Annotated in this window: 15 protein-coding genes and 1 pseudogene; 15 read left to right on the top strand and 1 reads right to left on the bottom strand. The window is 44.2% G+C overall.

Features of this window, described 5'->3' with window-relative positions; all coding sequences use genetic code 11:
• Window positions 1-8: 8 nt before the first annotated feature.
• The 8 genes from AC1ECB_RS12505 (at window position 9) to AC1ECB_RS12470 (ending at window position 7,107) form a co-directional block, all read left to right on the top strand.
• Window positions 9-851 carry an energy-coupling factor transporter ATPase gene (locus AC1ECB_RS12505; RefSeq protein WP_485668992.1) on the top strand — a complete coding sequence of 281 codons (843 nt, stop codon included), beginning with the start codon at window positions 9-11 and terminating at the stop codon, window positions 849-851.
• Window positions 833-1,681, top strand: a complete 849-nt coding sequence (locus AC1ECB_RS12500) for an energy-coupling factor transporter ATPase (protein WP_485668991.1) — start codon at window positions 833-835, stop codon at window positions 1,679-1,681. The genes AC1ECB_RS12505 and AC1ECB_RS12500 overlap by 19 nt, the downstream gene beginning before the upstream one ends.
• A gap of 24 nt (window positions 1,682-1,705) precedes the next feature.
• Complete coding sequence (locus tag AC1ECB_RS12495) at window positions 1,706-2,491, top strand: energy-coupling factor transporter transmembrane component T family protein (protein ID WP_485668990.1); 786 nt, start codon at window positions 1,706-1,708, stop codon at window positions 2,489-2,491.
• A 33-nt stretch (window positions 2,492-2,524) separates the two neighbouring features.
• Entirely contained in the window at window positions 2,525-3,085 is a 561-nt protein-coding gene (locus tag AC1ECB_RS12490) for an Ig-like domain-containing domain (protein WP_485668989.1), read from the top strand.
• 112 nt (window positions 3,086-3,197) lie between these two features.
• Window positions 3,198-3,995: an Ig-like domain-containing domain gene (locus AC1ECB_RS12485; protein WP_485668988.1), complete on the top strand. Its 798-nt coding sequence runs from the start codon at window positions 3,198-3,200 to the stop codon at window positions 3,993-3,995.
• Between the two features lie 27 nt (window positions 3,996-4,022).
• The gene (locus AC1ECB_RS12480; protein ID WP_485668987.1) at window positions 4,023-4,796 is read left to right on the top strand and encodes a hypothetical protein; all 774 of its coding nucleotides are present in this window, start codon (window positions 4,023-4,025) and stop codon (window positions 4,794-4,796) included.
• Window positions 4,780-4,989, top strand: a complete 210-nt coding sequence (locus AC1ECB_RS12475; RefSeq protein ID WP_021170727.1) for a hypothetical protein — start codon at window positions 4,780-4,782, stop codon at window positions 4,987-4,989. Before AC1ECB_RS12480 ends, AC1ECB_RS12475 begins: the two co-directional genes overlap by 17 nt.
• 39 nt (window positions 4,990-5,028) lie before the next feature.
• The gene (locus AC1ECB_RS12470) at window positions 5,029-7,107 is read left to right on the top strand and encodes a (Fe-S)-binding protein (RefSeq protein ID WP_485668986.1); all 2,079 of its coding nucleotides are present in this window, start codon (window positions 5,029-5,031) and stop codon (window positions 7,105-7,107) included.
• A 274-nt stretch (window positions 7,108-7,381) separates the two neighbouring features.
• Here the strand turns inward: AC1ECB_RS12470 and AC1ECB_RS12465 are convergent, their stop codons facing one another.
• Window positions 7,382-7,717, bottom strand: coding sequence for a MarR family winged helix-turn-helix transcriptional regulator (locus tag AC1ECB_RS12465; RefSeq protein WP_485669328.1), 336 nt, complete (start codon window positions 7,715-7,717; stop codon window positions 7,382-7,384).
• A gap of 449 nt (window positions 7,718-8,166) precedes the next feature.
• On the opposite strand from AC1ECB_RS12465, the gene AC1ECB_RS12460 reads away from it, so the two are divergent.
• The 7 genes and pseudogenes from AC1ECB_RS12460 (at window position 8,167) to AC1ECB_RS12430 (ending at window position 16,729) form a co-directional block, all read left to right on the top strand.
• Window positions 8,167-9,816 carry a hypothetical protein gene (locus AC1ECB_RS12460; protein WP_485668985.1) on the top strand — a complete coding sequence of 550 codons (1,650 nt, stop codon included), beginning with the start codon at window positions 8,167-8,169 and terminating at the stop codon, window positions 9,814-9,816.
• A gap of 522 nt (window positions 9,817-10,338) precedes the next feature.
• A pseudogene (locus AC1ECB_RS12455) lies at window positions 10,339-10,737 on the top strand (M23 family metallopeptidase); the annotation flags it as partial.
• A gap of 65 nt (window positions 10,738-10,802) precedes the next feature.
• The gene (locus AC1ECB_RS12450) at window positions 10,803-11,054 is read left to right on the top strand and encodes a hypothetical protein (protein WP_485668984.1); all 252 of its coding nucleotides are present in this window, start codon (window positions 10,803-10,805) and stop codon (window positions 11,052-11,054) included.
• A gap of 153 nt (window positions 11,055-11,207) precedes the next feature.
• Window positions 11,208-11,825, top strand: a complete 618-nt coding sequence (locus AC1ECB_RS12445; RefSeq protein ID WP_485668983.1) for a glucosaminidase domain-containing protein — start codon at window positions 11,208-11,210, stop codon at window positions 11,823-11,825.
• 14 nt (window positions 11,826-11,839) lie between these two features.
• Window positions 11,840-12,778, top strand: a complete 939-nt coding sequence (locus AC1ECB_RS12440; RefSeq protein ID WP_485668982.1) for a DUF1848 domain-containing protein — start codon at window positions 11,840-11,842, stop codon at window positions 12,776-12,778.
• Between the two features lie 37 nt (window positions 12,779-12,815).
• On the top strand, window positions 12,816-14,819 hold the full coding sequence (locus AC1ECB_RS12435) for a molybdopterin-dependent oxidoreductase (protein WP_485668981.1): 2,004 nt from the start codon (window positions 12,816-12,818) through the stop codon (window positions 14,817-14,819).
• Window positions 14,820-14,953: 134 nt separating this feature from the next.
• A complete protein-coding gene (locus tag AC1ECB_RS12430; RefSeq protein WP_485668980.1) occupies window positions 14,954-16,729 on the top strand; it encodes a carbon starvation CstA family protein in 1,776 nt (591 codons plus the stop codon).
• Window positions 16,730-16,979 lie beyond the last annotated feature (250 nt).

Here is a 16,979-nt window from a genome sequence, read left to right as displayed (position 1 = left end):
GGCTGACAGTGCCGTCTGGCAGTATCGAACTGGTCAATGTAACCAAAGAGTATCAGGTTTGTGGCACCAGGAAAACGGCGGTTAACAATGTAAGCCTAACTATTCGGCAGGGCGAATTTGTCGGCTTGGTCGGGATGAATGGGTCAGGCAAGTCTACCCTGGCCCGGCTGATCAACGGTTTAATCCGGCCTACCGGCGGCCGGGTGATTGTTAACGGGTTGGATACCGGGGACAATAATTCATTACAAGCAATAAGAAGCCACGTAGGTATGGTCTTTCAGAATCCGGATAACCAGCTGATTAGTGCCATCGTTGAGGAAGATGTGGCCTTTGGACCGGAAAATCTTAGGCTGCCTGCTGAAGAGGTACAAGCACGGGTGGATTGGGCCTTGCAAGCCGTGGGGCTGGTAGAATTGCGCCGGCATGCTCCGCACCTGTTATCAGGCGGACAAAAGCAGAAAGTGGCCATTGCCTCAGCCTTGGCAATGCGGCCAGACCATTTAATTTTAGATGAACCCACCTCAATGCTTGACCCTGCTGGCCGTCAGGAACTACTGGAAACCTTAACAATACTTAATAAACAATATAACATTACCATTGTGTTGATATCCCATTATATGGAGGATATGGTCCGGGCTAACCGCTTACTTGTGCTTGATCACGGCGCAGTCTTGCTTGACGGAGTGCCTGGGCAGTTGTTTGCGGCACCGGCAGAATTGGCACGGGTTGGTTTTGCCCCGCCGGGAATTGTCCGGTTAGTCAATAATCTGAGAGCAGGGGGGTATGAAATAGACCAGGGCATCAATACTGTACAGGAACTGGTGGAAACTATATGTCAATTATCGAGGTAAAAAATGTAGACTATGTCTATTGTCGGGGTACTCCTTACGAAAAAAAGGCTGTGGACAATGTTACTTTGTCTGTTAGTCAGGGTGAGTTTTTGGGTATCGTGGGGGCCAATGGGTCAGGAAAATCGACGCTGGTGCAGCATTTTAACGGGCTGCTGGCCGCCACCTCAGGTCAGGTAAGCATTTGTGGACAGGATACCGCACATAAGCAGTCCCGGAATGAATTGTGGCGCAAAGTAGGGTTGGTATTTCAGTACCCGGAGCAACAACTGTTTGAAGATACGGTGTTTGCCGATGTAGCCTACGGCCCACGGAACCTCGGGCTTGATGCCGGGGAGGTTGCGAACCGAACCAGCCGGGCTTTGGCCAAGGTTGGTTTAGATTCAGCGGTTGCCGGGTTGCCGCCGGTTTGTCTCAGTGGTGGTTTGCGCCGGCGGGTAGCCATCGCCGGCGTGCTGGCCATGCAACCGGAGATTCTGGTCCTGGATGAGCCAACTGCCGGTTTGGACCCTGGTGGGCGGGAGGTTGTTTTACAGCTAATAAAAAAATTGCAGCAGGAAGATCACACCACTGTAGTGATGATTTCCCACAGCTTGCAAGATGTTATCACTCTGGCTGATAATATCGCTGTTCTGGAACAAGGCAAATTGATTATGCATGGGCATCCCCGGGAGGTTTTAGCGCAAAGCGGCTTGCGTAAGGTAGCTGGGATTATTTTGCCTGATTTTTTGCAAGTGATTTTTGCCCTGGCCGCACGCGGGAAATCAGTTAATACCGGTATTACTACCCTTGAAGAGGCGGAAGCTGAAATAGTAAAAGTCCTTGGTGGTTAATTTGTTTCCTAAGGAGATTCGTCCATGAAAGACATCAAACTGGGTCAATTTGTACTAGGCAGCTCTTATCTGTACCGGTTAGATCCCAGGACCAAAATAATTAGCTGCCTGCTCATCACTTTTTCGGTATTGTTTGACGCAAAATGGTTCGTATTGCTATATAGTACTTTGCTGATTATGGCGGCAATTATTTTATCCCGGCTTAAACTTAAAACAATTATGCGTGGTTTGCGTAAACTGAGTCTGATGTTAGTAATGACTTTTACTGCTCAGTTGCTGCTTACCAAGGGTAATCCGCTGTTGCATGTGGGGTTTGTAAGTATTACCCAAGAAGGTATTGAACTAGGTATTACAACTCTGTTCCGGTTATTAATATTGTATTTGTGTTCTTCCTTACTAACCATGACGACCTCACCGGTTAGTCTGGCCACAGGTATCGAAGCGTTGCTGGCACCGCTTCGATACGTAAAGATACCGGTCCACCAGTTTGCGATGATCATTGGTACAGCTTTCCGGTTTATTCCCACAATCCTGGAGGAAGCAGAGTCCATTACCAGGGCGCAGCGAGCCCGGGGGGCACCGTTTAATTCACCCAATCTTATAACCCGGTTAAAAAGTATGACAGCGGTATTAATTCCGTTATTAGCCGCTTCCTTACAACGGGCTGATGACTTGGCTTTGGCCATGGCTAGCCGGTGTTATGCCGGAAGTCCCAACCATTTCCGGATGCGTAATTTGTCTTTGGCAAGGGGGGATAAAGTTTCTCTGTTGGTGGTTGGTGTATTATTTGTCGTGCCATTTTTTCTTTAGAAATTAGAACAATATTTGGAAGGTGTGAAATAAATGATTAGCAAATTAAAAGTCAAACTGATATGTGCGGTATTTACCATTTTATTGCTGCAAGTAGCTGCTTTTGCGTATGCTCAAGGGGGGGGAGGCGGACAGGTCAAGTCGGTTAGTTTAATCTCTGTTACCCTAGTAGACGGTGGAGATCTGCAAGCTGCCACTGATATACCGGCGGAACCAACATTTAAATTACATTTTAATAAAAATGTAGTTTTTAACTGGGAACATAATAGTAACTGTGTTAGCCTTATTTCCCAGGACAATGAAAATATACCGGTCAGTGTAACCAAGCTAGATGATAGTGCTGATTTTAGTCAAAGGCAAAATATATTTGTGCAACCGGTGAATCCTCTCAGGTCAGGTACTTCTTATTATTTAAAGATTTCCCCAAAAATAAAAGCTAAGAATGGTGCCACGCTTGGGGGAACCAACGGGGAGGAGATAGTTATTACCTTTATCACCAAGGGTGAGGCGACTGTGCAACCGCCCCAGTCTGCTGAGTCTGGTGATATACAGTCTGATACCGCTGCCCCTCCGGCTAATTCTGGTACGCTATAAGACTCTAAGCAGTAAGGATAGTGAAGAAACCGCCGAAAACGCCGGGGAAAAAAATGGCGCTTTTAGCGGTTAGACAATATAAGTGTTAATAAATTTTGCGAGGGGTGAGAACATGCTTGGCAAAGTAAAATGGAAGCCGATAAGTGCGATATTGATTATTTTGTTCTTGCAAGTAGCTGCTTTTGCCTATGCCGAAGGGGGAAAACAGGCAGCTTCACCAGGAGGGACAGGTCAAAAACCGTTCAATTTAGCTGCTGTTACTCTGGTAGACGGCGGTAATGTGCAAAATGCCGTAGATGTCCCCACAGACGCCAATTTTAATTTGCAATTTGATAAAAATGTAGTAAACAGTCTAATCTGGGGAATTAACAGTAAATGTGTTAGCCTTGTTTCCCAGGACGATGAAAATATACCGGTTAATGTAACCAAGCTGGATGATACTATTGATTTTAGCCAAAGGCAAAACATTTTTGTGCAACCGGTGAATCCCTTACGTCCCGGTACTGCTTATTACTTGAAAATTTCCCCGGAGTTAAAAGCTAAGAATGGTGCTACGCTTGGCGGAACAGGAATAACGATTGCCTTTAAGACTAAAGGCGAGGCAGTGGTACAACCGTCCCAGTCTGCTAGTGAGCCGGATGACATACAGCCTGCCGCTGCTACCCCGGCTAACGTCGCTTTGCCTAATGACCTGAGCGGTAAGGATAAGCAATTGTCGGCGGAAAAACCAGAGCAACAACAAGCTGCTGCCAGCACGGCCGCAGCTACAGGAACAAGTATTCAGGACTTGGATAATAAACCCAAGGAAACAACAGCAAACTTTGTTAGTTGGATAACTCCTATTGGAATTGTCGTAGTTGCCGGGTGGATTGTCTTTGAAATACTGATAAAAAGGAACAGGAAACAATAGCGATAAATGATAAGAGGGGTGAGTTTTATGAAAATTCTTGTATGTATTGATGATACAGATAATATTGACAGTAGAGGAACGGGAACACTGGCTGAAATGATCGCAGGTGCTATTGAAGAACACAACTGGGGTAAATGCTCCTGGATTACCCGCCACCAATTATTGATTGATCCGGCTATTCCCTATACTTCACATAATAGTTCAATGTGTTTTGCCGCTGATATCGAAAGCGGCTGTCTTCAGCAGATTATTGACTATGCAGCTGAATTTCTTGTGAGGGAAAGTCAAGTCGAGGCCGACCCAGGCTTATGTGTAACGGTAGTCGATGATTCGCTTGATAAGCAGAGTTTGATAGATTTTGGCTACAAAGCCAAGCGGGAAGTGTTAACCAAAGCCGATGCCTATAGTTTAGCCAGAAAGTTGAACATTCATCTTTCCGAACACGGGGGCAATGGGCAAGGAATCATCGGAGCCTTAGCCGGGGCTGGTTTACGGTTAAGTTACAACGATGGCCGGTTTAAGGGAAGGCTCAAAATTGATGCTCCGGATAATATTATTTCAGTAAAGGATTTGTGCTCTCATCCAGCTGTTGATGAAGTAAGATGCTTGGAGGGCGCCTGTTTGGAAGCTGGTGAATTTGTTTTGTTGGGGAATATGGTTAAGCCGATTCTTATTGAAGGCAAGGCCGTGATATTGGTTCAACAGTTAAAGGCCACTGATGGCCGGGCTTTGTGGGAAACATGTTCCAAAAACCAAATTAGTGCCTATGAGGAGATGAGGACTTTTGTGGCTGATAAATGAAAAGGGTGCAAAGGAATTTAGCGGTGGCAAGCAAGATTGGGCAGGGGCTGCCAGGATAGCAAAAAAATGTCTGAGCTTTCGGGTTGATGTTGAAGAAGAAATGGTAGCAGATGATGAAATTTCCTGTTATAATTGCCGCTATCGGCGCTGGACAAGGCGTTCATTTGAATGTTGCAGTTCTAAGAGAAAATAGGCCCATTTCTTTAAATTTAATTACAAGTTGGGTGATTTTATGAAGATGACATTGATGGCTGTATTTGTCTTTTCCCTGATAGCCTTAACATCGGTGGGCTATTTTATCTACGGAGTTTTTCGCCGTTATCGTTTTACGCAGTTAGGCAGACGAGAAAACCGTCACAATCGTCCTGTTGAACGGTGGAAATACTTTTTAACTAACGTAGTTGTGCAAAGGAAGGTCCGGGAATACCCCGTATTTGGTTTGTTTCACCTGTTCATAGTGTTCGGCTTTCTGATTTTATTGGTTGGTATGCCGAATATGGCCAAAGAAGGGCTGTTTAATAGCAATATTCATTATATCGGGGATAACTATTATTTTCTGTTTATAAAAGATATTTGTAATGCGTTGATCATAATTGGCGTAGTAGGAGCTGCAACCCGCAGAACGGTCAGGAAGCCGGAATGGCTGAAAAACGGTGTCACCGATTTTGCCAAACTTGGCTTGATTTTAACCATTGTGTTGACTGAAGTTGGCTTTCACGCTGTCCGGTTTGCTTTAGGGCAAGACCTGAATTTGATTTCAGCTGCCCCGCTGGCTTTCGCTAGTGCGCAGTTTTTTGTAAGTATTAATGAAGTTACTTTATATAAGGTTATGCCTATTTTCTGGTGGACTCATTTCCTGGCTGTATTTTCATTATGTTTTATTATTCCTAATTCTTCGCACTTACACTTGGTTTTTGCTCCTTTTAACGCTTATTGGCATACCCTTGCTCCTAAGGGAGCTTTAAGTAAAATCCAACAGGACGACGCTGTGATTGGGGCCAACCACATGGAGGATTTTACCTGGAAGCAACTGTTTGATGCTTATTCCTGTGTAAAATGTGGTCGGTGTAATGGCCAGTGTCCGGGGCAATTAAGTGGCGAGCCGCTTAAACCACGGGCCATAAACGGACGTTTGCGTAAACACATCGAAGCAAGGGCGCCCCTGATACTAAAGGGAAAAACTTCTCTGGCTGTCATAAAACAAGATATAGATACAAAAATAAATAAAGCAAATAAAGCAAATAAAGCAAATAAAACAGATAAAACAGATAAAACAGATAAAACAGATAAAAAGGCCAAGGGCGATAAATTCAAAAAAAATCTGGCCGGGGGGTTGTTTGAACAGGATTTTATTTGGAGTTGCACAACCTGTGGGGCGTGCCTGGAGGCCTGTCCGGTATCCATTGAACATGTTAGCAAACTAATTGATATGCGACGTTACCTGGTATCAACCGCAGGTAATATCTGTGATAGCATGCAGCAAGTCTTTGACGGGATCGCCGGCCAGGGCAGTCCCTGGGGTTATAGTCGCCAAGACGGTCTTCCATGGGCCAGGGAGTTATCTGTACCTACTATTCAGGAAAATCCACAGGCGGAATATCTCTATTACGCCGGTTGTGCAGCTAATTTTGATGCAGCGGCGCAGAAAACGGCAGCAGCTTTTGTAAAACTTTTACAGGTTGCAAACGTCAACTTTGCCGTTCTTGGCAGTTCAGAATGGTGCTGTGGGGATACTGCCCGGCGCATGGGCAATGAATTCCTCTTCGAAAAAACAGCAAATGATAATATTGCTGCCTGGAATAAGCTGAGGATTAAAAAGATCGTCACTACCTGCCCGCATTGTTTTAACACCTTGAAAAACGAGTATCCTCAATTTGGCGGCGAGTTTGAAGTACTACACCACGCTGATTTTTTGGCCAAATTACTCCGGGAGGGGAAGCTGTTGGCTAATAAACCGTTTGCTAAGGCGGTTGTATTTCACGATCCTTGTTATTTAGGGCGGTATAATGATGTATTCAGTTCGCCGCGGGATGTTATCAACGCTGCTTCTGAGACTCAGCTAATGGAAATGCCGCGTTCAAAGCAGCGAGCTTTTTGCTGCGGGGCTGGGGGAGGACGGATTTGGACGACGCCGACAGCCGATAATTTGATCACCGGTAACCGTGTCAAAGAAGCTGTCGCAACCGGGGCCGAAGTAATTGGGACTGCCTGTCCGTTTTGTAAAATGGTTTTCTCTGAAGCAGTTAATTTGGATGGTTCTCATAATATTGAAGTTTTGGATATCGCCGAAATTTTAGCGGCGAGCTTATGATTTATGGTCTATTAGGGCGAATAGCACGAAAGTTAAGTTTATTGAACCACAGAGACGCAGAGTACGCAGAGGGAACGGCTTGACATGCATTTCCCTCTGCGTACTCTGTGTTCTCTGTGGTTATACATATCCCACGGCATAAACTGTGTTTTTCTTGGCGTCCTTGGCGGTTAAACATCGGAAATTTACTTTTGTATTTTCCGATATATCAGGCCAGGACCTGCCCTGGATGGCAGCTTGATTGCCCCGGGGTTTATCTGCTGTCCGGATGGCCTCAGTCATTATTTTGCTGCGGAAAGTGTTTGACCAGTTTTTCCAGTAACATTATTAAGAACTGCTGTTCTTCCGGGGTCAAGTAATCGAGCGGACCGGCTAGCTTTTGGAAAAATTTAGATTCTGACTGGTGAAACATGTTCTGTCCTTGATCAGTTAAGCGGATTATTCGCACCCTGGCGTCGGCGGTATCGGCAAATCGGGTAATGAGTCCGGCGTTCTCCAAGCGGTCAAGCATTTGTGACATGGTGGCGGGACGAACACCTATCGTTTTCGCAAGATCACCGGCACAACATTGCTTGCGGTCCCACAGTGATTTCAAGATCCACCACTGCACCTTGGTAATAGATGGTAATAGACCCTGGTCTGATAAGTCAGACTTTGGGTTCCGTAATTTGCGGTTAATTTTATGAATTAAGGTGTATAGATGCTCGGTTTTATCATATGGAACCAAGGAATCACCTCAGTAAAATATAGTTGGCTGAACAAAATAGTGAAACTAAATGAATGTAAAACGATAAAACATAATTTATGTTGTAATGAACTATTTGTTATTCTACATGTAAAATAAAAATCCTGCAAATTTTAACTATTTATTGCAAATTTTTGTAATTTGAAGCAGTTAAATTGGAAGTTTTTATTTGATTTTTGTTCTGTATTGTTTTATTATTAGAAAAGAAAAATTTGTAAATATAACAAATTTTTAACTTTTAGGTAGTGAAAAACAGAATCTTTCACGTCTGACAGAACCCTGTCCCCTTGTCCGTTCTGAAAGGAGTCAAACAAATGCGAATAGGTATGAGGCAAATTCGCCTGCTCATAAGTTGTATAATCCTGGTGACCTGCTTTGCCGTTCAGGCGCAAAATGCCCTGGCAGCTACTATTCATATAATTCCGGTAAAAGGCGTCTCGAAAGATTTAGCCAACGAGTTCGGATCAATTACATCCCGGGTGTTGCAATTCTATCAGGAGGTATACAATTTTACTCCTGCCAAGTCCATCGGCATCGTAATAGTTGCTAACGAACAAGACTATGTTCAGAGGTTGCAGCTTGATGGCTATTCTAAAGAGCAAGCTATCCGGACTGCCAAAGTTTCGTCAGGTATCTTCTTAAATTCAAACCCTTTTGTTACGGCAAATGATGGTGCTACCTATACCTTTTCTTTCGGTAAAATACAATACTCAAATCCGACTATTATTATCTGCGCAGATAAAAGCACAACATATATCCCGCGAATTTGTACGCTAACACATGAAATGTTCCACCTGATGCAGCAAGAACTCAAAGGGAATAATCCAGCCCATGAGTGGCTCGTAGAGGGTTCTGCAAGAGCAGCCGAATTTGTTTTATTGGAGTGGCTGGGAAAGGGCTCACTGGCGTCTCACCGCCATAACCTTAGCAATAGTCTGGTCAATGTCAAGTGTATGGCCGATCCCAACGACATGAAGAATGGTGGTTTTACCTGGATAAAACTGATAGAGGAGAACATGTATCCTTATCAGGTTTCCGAAGCGATGACTGATTACTTGATGCGTAAAGTGGGTAAGCCATCCGTTATCCGCTATTTTGCTCTTATCAGTGAGACCGGCGATCGTAACGTTGCTTTTCGCAAGGCTTTTGGCATGAGCTACAATCAGTTTGTCAAAGACTATAAAGCTTATATGAAGCAGGAAGCCGCTGCAGCCGGGCGGATAAAATTTGACGTGGAAGGCGAGGTTGCCCCGGAAGTTGTCCAGACAATCAGCGGGAATGGTGTAGCTATTGAACAGATGCTGCGAAGCCAGGGGTGGACGATGACGATGTCTCAACGTTTTGTCTTGGTTCCCAATGCAGATGTGATGAAAAATGTCCTGCGGAGAGAACTGTACCAGATCAATGAGGGGCGAAGGGCTGATATTGCCCGGCGGGCGACGATAGCGGCGATTGGGGGAATGAATTACGTTTATGACACTGGCAAGACAGTAACTTCTAACAGCGACATTAACCCGCTGGCTCTGGTAGTATGCCGGGACTCGATCCTAATGACTGCTCAACCGTCTTTGGCAACAAGTATATATTGGCTTTATGAGGGGACCGCGCAATTATTGGCGGCGAAGGCAACAGAGGCTGCAGGTGGGAAAAGTGTCACCAACTGTCATCAGGAGTGGATTAGTACGATTCAAAAAGCGGCAGGATATCCGTCGCTCACACAAATGAAAAGCTTGTTACCGACAGTAACCTCCCGCTATAAGGGGGACGTTATTTATGCTACCGTTGCTCTAGCGGCTGAATATTTAGCCGGGAAGACTGATTCTGGTGCCTTATTACGATATTTTACAGTACTCCGTGATCTTAATAATGGTCCCCAGGCGTTCCAGCAGGTCTTCGGCATGTCTGTGGAAGCGTTTGATGCGGACTTCGCTGCTTATTTAAATGCGCAAAAGGAAAGTAACTAAAAATTTCAATTGAATGCATTACCCCATGCGAGTGATAGTATTTTTCAAATTTCTTGCATTATGTATAGCTAATAAGCGTTAAACGGTAATTACGGCAACATTCAGACTAAATCATCAAATGGTAAAATGGACGGGTTTCCGTTATAATGTAAATTGATCGTGTTATGACTTTGATGGTTGGGCATAGCAGTTAGCTGCCTGGCTCTGTCAATATGTTGTGGCTACTTTATTTATTGGGGAGGAGATACGGTAATGCAGAGTTCGGATGAAACGCATAGCGAGCAGAAAGTAGGCAGTAGGTGGATGAGAGCTATTTCTATCAAATGGCTGATTCCGTTACTGTGCGTACTTATTATATTTGGGGTAGGGATTGTCACAAATCATCACCAGATAACTAGTGCGAGCAGTATTCCAACAACTGAGCAGGAACCTAGTAAGCAGGAAATTAGTAAACAGGGAGCAATCCAGTATAGTGGAAGTGGACAGGCTCAAGACATGGAAAGTATTACAAAGAAGGTTGCTAAGCTAGCAATTACGCCTTCTATTTGGCCGACAAGCGGAGAGGTTACTTCGGGTTTTGGCTGGCGTAGTTCGCCATGGGGTGGGGGTAATGAACTACATCCGGGGATTGATATTGCCAATAGTATCGGTACACCTATTTTTGCTACTGCTGATGGTGTTGTTGAACAAAGTGGCTGGTCTGGAGGCTATGGCAATACCGTGCAAATTGATCATGGCAATGGTATTGAAACAATATATGGACATAATTCCAGCGTACTAGTTAACGCTGGTCAAAGCGTGAAAAAGGGTCAAATTATTTCTTATATGGGCAGCACTGGGAGAAGCACAGGACCACATGTTCATTATGAAGTCAGAGTAAATGGCACTGCTGTTGATCCTATTCGTTTTATGGTTTTATAGACAGGCTAAGGTGCTGGGACACTTGAAAATTTAGTGAATATACTAGATCAAGGAGGGATACTTTTATGCAATCCCAAAATGTTCCAGATCCTTGTGCTGTTTTGTGCCTGGAGGAATTAGAAAAACAAGCGAGAAGACTAGCCAATTCGACTAAGACGACCATAGCTGCCGGCAACTCTGTTGTGCTTTTTACAATGTTAGTATTAGAAGAGGTTCTTGAACAACTTGCAGTAGACCCAATTACTAATTTACCCAATATTATAGCGGTTTCGAATAGTATTGCGAATTTGAATGACAGCATACAATTTGATCCGTAAGGGTTTCTCGTTATAGACGCTTAGACTTTTTGGTTTAGGCGAACTTTTTGTTTGAACTGGCAGGACAAGCTTAGAGGAATGCAAGCATTCTGTAGAGAATGCAGATGGATGTGAAGCAGGCAGTGTGATGAAAATAGATCTATGGAGGAAGAAATGCGTATTCTGGTGTTAGTTGCTAGCGTTATATTTGTTTTTATGCCGGTGGCATTTGCTGGGTCACCGCTAATGGGGGATGAACTTAATAGCAACACGGTGTTTGATTTATCAATTATGGGGCCGCCGCTGGCGACTAAGGAGCAATGTTTGCAGTACCTGTTTAGCAGGAATCCATTTCCAGCGCTTACTGTTTCAGCGGAAGAATTAGTCGACGATTTTTATACTGAGGCTACAGACGAAGGCATCCGGCCTGACGTTGCATTTGCCCAGGCGTTGCATGAAACTGGTAATTTTAAGTATGGCGGTGATGTGATACCGCTACAGAACAATTATTGTGGTTTAGGGACAGTTGGCGATGGGGGACGAGGAGCATGGTTTATTTCAGCACAAATCGGTGTCAGAGCTCAGGTACAGCATCTATTAGGCTATGCGTCTACAGAACCGCCGAAGAAGGAAATTGTTGATCCCCGGTACAATCTATTAAAATGCAGCAAAAACTTTGGCGGAGCGAAAACCTGGACTGATCTCAATGGGAAATGGGCTGTGCCAGGTACGACCTACGGACAAAAAATTTTAAAAATCCATGCAAAAATTATGCGTGAAAAAACTGACTGACAAAATGGTGAAACATGATAATTAGTGCAAGCAGAAGGACCGATATACCGGCTTTCTATTCGGAATGGTTTGTAAATCGCCTGAAGGCTGGTTATGTATATGTAAGAAATCCGATGAATCCTAAACAAATCAGCAAAATACCGCTTAACACCGAAGATGTTGATTGTATTGTGTTTTGGACAAAAAACGCAGCACCAATGTTCGATAAGTTAGCTACGATAGACGCACTTGGCTTTTCGTATTATTTTCAATGGACGATGACTCCATACGGCAAAGATATCGAATATAATTTGCCTGAAAAAGCAAAGGTTATTGATAGCTTTAAAGCACTTAGCAGTAAAATAGGCAGTCATCGCACCATATGGCGTTATGATCCTATCATTGTCAGTCAACAGTTTCCGCAAGAATATCATGTCCATACCTTTGCCAAGATGTGTCACTTGCTAAAAGGGTATACGAACAAGTGTATTTTTAGCTATGTTGATTTATATGCCAAAACCAGCAAGAAGGCAAAAGGCATTATTGGCAGCGAGGTTGATACACTGGGCATGTTAAAAATAGCGGAAGAGTTTGCTGAGATTGCCAGGCTGAATAACATCTCCCTTGAAACTTGCTCTGAGCAAATTGAGCTTAGTCAATTTGGCATAAGACATTCCGCCTGCATTAATAAGCACACTATTGAGACAATCATTGGCTGTGCTATTGATGTGAAAAAGGCAAAAGGACAGCGTGAATATTGCCGGTGCATTGATAGCGTAGATATCGGCGCCTATGATTGCTGCCCGCATGGTTGTGTTTATTGCTATGCCACCGCCAGCGAAAAGGCTGTGCTTGAAAATAGGAAGCGGCATGATGTCAATTCACCACTGCTTATTGGCAGACCCTGTGCAACCGATAAAATTACAGAACGAATCGCAAAAACCGTAAAGAATTCGCAAACGGTACTATTATAATTTAGTCTGCAGGAAATATAATTAGGGGGAATTGCTTATGAAAAAAATAGTACGCTCAGTCTGCCCCTATGATTGCCCGGACACATGTGGTCTACTTGTTCACGTAGATGATGGCAGGGTTGTCAAGGTTGAGGGCGATCCGGATCACCCATTTACTAGAGGAACACTGTGTCCGAAGATGGTTCATTATGAACGAACAGTCCATTCAGAACGGCGAATCGTCACGCCATTGCGGCGGATTGACAGTAAAGGGAGTGGCAAATTTGCGCCGATTTCCTGGGAGGAAGCCTTTGAGCGAATTACAGCAAACTGGAAGGGAATTATTGCTCAGTATGGAGCCGAAGCCATACTGCCATATTCCTATGCTGGGACCATGGGGGTCGTGCAGCGCAACGCCGGACATCCGTTCTTCTATAGCCTAGGTGCTTCACGCCTGGAGCGAACTATTTGTTCCCCAGCCAAAGGATACGGCTGGAATGCTGTTATGGGTCAGACATTGGCGCCACATACCAATGAGATTCATAGCAGTGATCTGATTATTCTTTGGGGTATTCATACGCTGGCAACCAATATTCATAGTATGCATGATATAAATATTGCCAAAAAACAAGGAGCCAAGGTGTGGCTAATTGATACTTATGAGACACCTACAGCAAAAATCGCTGATCGAATGATTACTGTTCGTCCAGGTACTGATGGCGCTTTGGCACTTGGTATGATGCATGTAATAGCACGGGAGAACCTGGCGGATAAGGATTTTATAGATCAACATGTACAAGGATATGAGGAATTAGTAACAACTGTTTTGCCGAAGTATTCACCTGAGATAGTCAGTGAGATAACCGGTATTGCTGCTGGCGCAATTGAAGAGATAGCCAGACAGTATGCGACGGCAGCGGCTCCTTTTATTCGGCTGGGCAGCGGTTTATCCCGCTATTGTAATGGCGCAATGACTGTCAGAACAATCACTTGTTTACCTGGGGTGGTTGGAGCCTGGGGAAAACCAGGAGGAGGACTGTTGACCGGTACATCTACCGATGCGGCTTTTCCGAGTAATATGGTAACTCATGAGGAGTTTCAAGAACAGCCAACGCGAATGCTCAATATGAATAAACTGGGTCAGGCTTTAACTGAAGTGATTGATCCCCCAATTAAAAGTCTATATGTATATCATTCCAACCCGGCAGCCATTGCTCCTGATCAGAACCTGGTATTACAGGGGTTGGCGCGGGAAGACTTGTTTACTGTTGTTCATGAACGTTTCATAACTGATACGGCGAAATATGCTGATATCGTTTTACCGGCAACTACCTCACTCGAACACAGCGATATGTACCGCGCCTACGGAAACTACGTAATGCAGCGTGCCTATCCTGCAATTTCGCCAGTAGGGCAGGCAAAATCCAACTGGGAGGTATTTTCGCTGCTGGCAGAGGCAATGAGTATTAATAAACCTTTCTTTAAACAGTCAGCTGATGATTTAATTGATACTATTTTGGCTAAACCATCTTCCTGGCTGGCAAGTACCCAACTCGAAACATTGCGGGAAGGACGACCACTGGAATTATCGCTGCCTGCTGGTTACAAGACTCAGTTTAGGACGCCTTCAGGGAAAATAGAAATTCTCAATCCTCAGGAAGATGCTATTTTGCCTAACTATACAAAGCCGCACGGAGATGATGCCGAATTTTGGCTGGTTAATGCGCCTGATATGCGCTTGTTAAATTCGTCGTTTAATGAAAGAGCAGACCTGACCAAGAACAATAAGATGCTTTTGCAAATGAATCCGGATGATGCCGGAAAAATGGGGCTAAAAGATGATCAGCTTGTTATTGCCGGCAACGAACGTGGCGAGGTAGCTTTTACATTGCGAATTTCAGCTAAAATCCCATCAGGGATTGTTGTTGCTGAAGGAGTATGGTGGCTGGAACATGCTCCCGGCAATCGTTCAGTCAATACTCTGACGTCACAGCGCTTAACAGATAAGGGTAATGGAAGTACATTTTATGATGTCAAAGTAAATGTGAGAGCAGTACAGTAGCTCATTTCTATTCACCCGGTGATATTTCTATTCATGCAGCTTTTTAGATCATTCATATAAATTGTATTTATTAATGCAAATTTTTACTTTATATTTATTTTAGTAACTATAAAGTAATTAAGGAGGCAAGCTTTATGAATGGTCTTTCTCTTGTTATTATTGCGGTTTTGGTGCTAACTCTTTGCTATCGTTATTATGGCGCCTTCATTGCAGCGAAAGTCTTGGCGCTTGATACTAATCGCCCGACTCCGGCTGTTGTCCATGAAGACGGTCATGACTATGTACCCACAAATAAATGGGTAACTTTCGGACATCATTTTGCCGCTATTGCCGGCGCTGGTCCACTTGTTGGGCCGGTACTTGCAGCACAGTTCGGTTATTTGCCGAGCACTATCTGGATACTTATTGGTGCCTGCATGGGCGGTGCAGTCCATGATATGATTATCCTCTTTGCATCTGTTCGACATGACGGTCGTTCTATCGCAGAAATTGCCAAAGCTGAGATCGGCAATTCTGCTGGTTTAGCTGCTGCAATTGCCGTTATTTTTATTTTGGTTATCACCATGGCAGGTATGGGCATTGCCGTTGCCAATGCCTTGTTTAACAGTCCATGGGGTGCCTTTACAGTTGGGGCAACTATTCCAATTGCACTCTTTATCGGCGTCTACATGCGCTATCTGCGTCCTGGTCATATTGGTGAAGCATCTTTTGTTGGTGTGGTTATGGTTGTTGCCGCTGTATTTGGCGGAGCTTGGGTTCAAGGTTCTTCCTGGGCACCTTTGTTCACACTGAGTCGTACACAATTGGATATTATTCTTCCTGTATATGGTTTTATCGCTGCTGCACTTCCTGTTTGGCTTTTATTAGCGCCACGTGATTATTTGAGCACCTATATGAAAATCGGCACCATCGGTGCTTTGGCTATCGGGATTATCATTGTTAATCCGCAAATCCATATGCCGGCAATCACTCAATTTGTCAGTGGCGGCGGTCCGGTGGTTCCTGGTCCGGTCTGGCCTTTTGTTTGTATTACTGTTGCCTGTGGGGCAATTTCCGGATTTCACTCTATTATTGCCACCGGCACAACACCAAAAATGATTACTAACGAAAGCGAAATTTTACCAATCGGTTTTGGGGCAATGCTTGCTGAAGCATTTATAAGTATTATGGCGCTGATTGCAGCAACCAGCTTGATTCCTGCCGATTACTTTGCCATTAATAGTGCTCCGGCAGTATTTGCAAAACTGGGGATGAATGTTCAGGAACTTCCAATCTTGGCACAACTGGTTGGTGAAGATATTGCTGGCCGGCCAGGTGGCGCAGTATCGCTTGCAGTGGGTATGGCGCATATTTTCGCCCAAATCCCTGGTTTGGAAAGCTTTATGTCCTTCCTGTATCATTTCGCGATCATGTTTGAAGCTTTGTTCATCTTAACGATTATTGATGCTGGTACCCGGGTTGGCCGTTATTTATTGCAAGAAGTTGGCGGCATGGTGTACAAGCCACTTGCTGACGCACATTGGATTCCGGGTATCATCTTTACTAGTGCTTTAATTTCTTTCGCCTGGGGTTACCTGCTATTTGGCGGTTCCATTGCGTCGATTTGGCCATTATTCGGCCTTTCTAACCAATTGCTTGCCAGTATGGCGTTAACTATTGGCACTACCATGCTGCTGCGAATGGGGAAAGCAAAATACCTGTGGGTTACCCTTATCCCCCTTTGCTTTATGCTCGTAACAGCAATGACCGCTGGGTTCTACAACATATTTGAATTTTATGTACCAAAAGCACAATGGTTATTGGCTGGTGCCAGTGTAGTAATGATGATTCTCATCGTCTTTGTTATTGTTGATGCCGTAAAAGTATGGTTTACGATAAAACCTGCTAAAGATGTAGAAGAAGTGATGTAATTAAACAATCTACCCTTCGTATCCCTTTGCGCTCTTTGTGTCCTTTGTGGTTTAACAATTGTGAAAAGCAATAGAAAAATGAGTATTGTTTTTTATCTGAAAATATGTTACGATTTAGTCAATATTTAGGTAAGCTGTTTAAGATTGAATGAGTTTCATTTTTTCTTACGGCAAACCATAGGTAATTTTATAAACAAAGTATCGTGCTGATTGCATGAGGGTTCGTCCCAAATGAGAAGGCGAGAGAATA

The sequence above is a fragment of the Sporomusa sp. 246TCP1 genome, assembly GCF_057319775.1.
Note: the sequence above shows the minus strand (reverse complement) of the source record. Positions and strands in the feature narration are given on the sequence as shown.

Excerpts from the sequence above, each read along its gene's own strand:
- AC1ECB_RS12440 (WP_485668982.1), top strand. The coding sequence starts at position 11,840 with ATGATAATTAGTGCAAGCAGAAGGACCGATATACCGGCTTTCTATTCG.
- AC1ECB_RS12450 (WP_485668984.1), top strand. The coding sequence starts at position 10,803 with ATGCAATCCCAAAATGTTCCAGATCCTTGTGCTGTTTTGTGCCTGGAG.
- AC1ECB_RS12460 (WP_485668985.1), top strand. The coding sequence starts at position 8,167 with ATGCGAATAGGTATGAGGCAAATTCGCCTGCTCATAAGTTGTATAATC.
- AC1ECB_RS12490 (WP_485668989.1), top strand. The coding sequence starts at position 2,525 with ATGATTAGCAAATTAAAAGTCAAACTGATATGTGCGGTATTTACCATT.
- AC1ECB_RS12430 (WP_485668980.1), top strand. The coding sequence starts at position 14,954 with ATGAATGGTCTTTCTCTTGTTATTATTGCGGTTTTGGTGCTAACTCTT.
- AC1ECB_RS12500 (WP_485668991.1), top strand. The coding sequence starts at position 833 with ATGTCAATTATCGAGGTAAAAAATGTAGACTATGTCTATTGTCGGGGT.
- AC1ECB_RS12470 (WP_485668986.1), top strand. The coding sequence starts at position 5,029 with ATGAAGATGACATTGATGGCTGTATTTGTCTTTTCCCTGATAGCCTTA.
- AC1ECB_RS12445 (WP_485668983.1), top strand. The coding sequence starts at position 11,208 with ATGCGTATTCTGGTGTTAGTTGCTAGCGTTATATTTGTTTTTATGCCG.
- AC1ECB_RS12480 (WP_485668987.1), top strand. The coding sequence starts at position 4,023 with ATGAAAATTCTTGTATGTATTGATGATACAGATAATATTGACAGTAGA.
- AC1ECB_RS12435 (WP_485668981.1), top strand. The coding sequence starts at position 12,816 with ATGAAAAAAATAGTACGCTCAGTCTGCCCCTATGATTGCCCGGACACA.
- AC1ECB_RS12485 (WP_485668988.1), top strand. The coding sequence starts at position 3,198 with ATGCTTGGCAAAGTAAAATGGAAGCCGATAAGTGCGATATTGATTATT.
- AC1ECB_RS12495 (WP_485668990.1), top strand. The coding sequence starts at position 1,706 with ATGAAAGACATCAAACTGGGTCAATTTGTACTAGGCAGCTCTTATCTG.